Raw genomic sequence first — 2,576 nt, 5'->3', positions numbered from 1 at the left:
GCTGCTCATCCCCAACGCGCTGACGCCGCCCCTCGGGGCCGTCTCGGCGGTGGTCGGCGCGGGGCTGGGCCTGCTCATCGGCTGGCTGATCCCCGCCGGGCGCGGCGAGGACGGCGTGGTCCTGGTCGCCGCGGCGCTGCTCTTCGCCGGGGCCTCGGCCCTCGCGCTGCGCCTGGGCCGGGACCAGCTCGGACCCGTCGGTCGCGCCGCACCGCTGGCGAACGAGCTGCGCGCCACCGTCACCGACCTGGTCGACGGCGCCCGCTACCTCGTCCGGCGCCGCACCCCCGGGCTGGGCCTCGGGGTCATGGCCGTGCACCGCTTCCTCTACGGCGCGAACTTCATCGCGCTGATCCTCATCTCCCGCAACCTGCTCGCGGACCCGGCCGACGCCGACGCTGGCCTGGCGACGTTCGGGCTGCTCACCGGGATCTCCTTCGCCGGCAACGGCCTCGCGATCCTGCTGACCCCGCTGGCCCACGAGCGGATGACCCCGGCCACCTGGATCCTCGTGTGCCTGGGCCTGGGGGCGGTGAGCCAGGTGGTGCTGACCACCACCCCGACCTTCGGCGTGGTCGCCGCGAGCGCGGTGCTGCTGGGCCTCGCGGTGCAGGGGGCCAAGATCGCGGTGGACACGATCGTCCAGCGCGACACCCACGACGACTACCGGGGCCGAGCCTTCTCCCTGTACGACATGCTCTACAACGCGGCCTTCGTCGCGGCCGCCGCCCTGGCCGCGGTCGCTCTGCCGGACACCGGATGGTCGCGCGGGGTCTTCGCGGGCATCGCCGTGGCCTACGTGCTCGCGGCGGTGGGCTACCGCGTGGGTACGGTCCGTGCGGGGGCGGCCGCGGGGACGTTCGTGCCCGAGCCCGACGACGGCGCCCGCCCGCGCTGAGCCTCAGCTCTGCTGCGCCGCCCACCAGGCACGCAGGTCGGCCTCGGCCTCCTCGGGGGTCCGCGGCCCGAGCTCCATGCGCAGCTCGAGCAGGTGCTTGTACGCCTGGCCGACCTGCGGGCCGGGGCTGATGCCGAGGATTTCCATGATCTGCTGGCCGTCGAGGTCGGGGCGGATCGCGGCCAGGGACTCCTTCTCGCGGAGCTCGGCGATGCGGTGCTCGAGGTCGTCGTAGGCGAAGGAGAGGCGGTCAGCCTTGCGCCGGTTGCGGGTGGTGCAGTCCGAGCGGGTCAGCCGGTGCAGGCGCTCGAGGTGGGGACCGGCGTCGGTGACGTAGCGACGGACGGCCGAGTCGGTCCAGGCGCCGTCCCCGTAGCCGTGGAAGCGCAGGTGCAGCTCGGTGAGCCGGGCGACGGCCTGGACGGTCTCCTTGTCGAAGCGCAGGGCCTTGAGCCGGCGGGCGGCCATCTTGGCGCCGACCACCTCGTGGTGGTGGAAGCTCACGCCGCCGCCGGGCTCGAAGCGGCGGGTCGGGGGCTTGCCGATGTCGTGCAGCAGGGCCGCGAGGCGCAGCACCAGGTCGGGGCCGGGCACGGGGCCGGTGGGCTGCTCGTGGGTCCCGGTCTCGAGGTCGATGGCCTGGGCCAGGACGGTCAGCGAGTGCTGGTAGACGTCCTTGTGCCGGTGGTGCTCGTCGATCTCGAGCCGCAGGGCCGGCAGCTCGGGCAGCACGTGCTCGGCGAGGCCGGTCTCGACCAGCACCTCGAGCCCGGGGCGCGGGTCGGTCGCGAGCATCAGCTTGACCAGCTCGTCACGGACCCGCTCGGCCGAGACGATCTCGATCCGCCCGGCCATGGCCTCGACGGCGGCGCGCACGTCCGGCGTCAGGTCGAACCCGAGCTGGGCGGCGAACCTGGCGGCCCGCATCATCCGCAGCGGGTCGTCGTCGAAGGACTGCTCAGCCGTGACGGGGGTGCGCAGGCGGCGGGCTGCGAGATCGGCCAGCCCGTCGAAGGGGTCGACGAAGGTCAGCGAGGGCAGCCGCACGGCCATGGCGTTGACGGTGAAGTCCCGCCGCGAGAGGTCGCCCTCGAGGGTGTCGCCGAAGACGACGTCGGGCTTGCGCGAGCCGGACTCGTAGGCGTCGGTGCGGTAGGTGGTGACCTCGACGACGACGTCGGGCCTCGCCTCCGCGCCGGGACCGGCCGGGCGGGCGTGCCGGCGGGCGCCGATGGTGCCGAAGGCCTTGCCGATGTCCCAGTGGGCGTCGCCCCAGCGCGCGAGAAGCCGCTCGGTCTGGTCCGGGGAGGCCGAGGTCGCGAAGTCGAGATCGGCGCTGACCCGGCCGAGGAAGGCGTCGCGCACGGGCCCGCCGACGAGGGCGAGCTCGTGCCCCGCCGCCGCGAAGACCTCGCCGAGCTCGAGGGCTGCGGGGGCCAGGTCGGCGAGGACCTGCAGGGCGCGACGCTGCAGCGCGAGCAGGTCGGAACCCGGGGAGGACGAGGAGGTGGGCACGACCACGAGCCTGCCAGACGCCCCGCCCCCGGCCCCACCCGGGAGGTGCGCGCGGTGGGGACGGCGCAGTGGCGGTCGTTACAGTGTCGGCATGTCCAGCGCCGCTCCTCGTCCCAGGCCGGGCCCCGTGCCCACGCCGCCGGGTGGGCACGCGCTGCGCATC

At 74.8% G+C, this 2,576-nt stretch carries 2 protein-coding genes; one reads left to right on the top strand and one right to left on the bottom strand.

Annotated elements, in window-relative coordinates; translation table 11 throughout:
* On the top strand, positions 1 to 898 hold an 898-nt coding region (locus L0B03_RS16505), incomplete at its 5' end, for an MFS transporter (protein ID WP_250447900.1).
* A 3-nt stretch (positions 899 to 901) separates the two neighbouring features.
* On the opposite strand, the gene L0B03_RS16500 is transcribed toward L0B03_RS16505, so the two are convergent.
* Positions 902 to 2,413: a CCA tRNA nucleotidyltransferase gene (locus L0B03_RS16500; RefSeq protein ID WP_308200106.1), complete on the bottom strand. Its 1,512-nt coding sequence runs from the start codon at positions 2,411 to 2,413 to the stop codon at positions 902 to 904.
* Positions 2,414 to 2,576: the final 163 nt, after the last annotated feature.

Origin of the sequence: Actinotalea sp. C106, from assembly GCF_023630195.1 — a bacterium.
Classification (GTDB): domain Bacteria; phylum Actinomycetota; class Actinomycetes; order Actinomycetales; family Cellulomonadaceae; genus Actinotalea.
The sequence above is the reverse complement of the archived record's forward strand: the minus strand, read 5'-3'. Positions and strand labels throughout refer to the sequence as shown.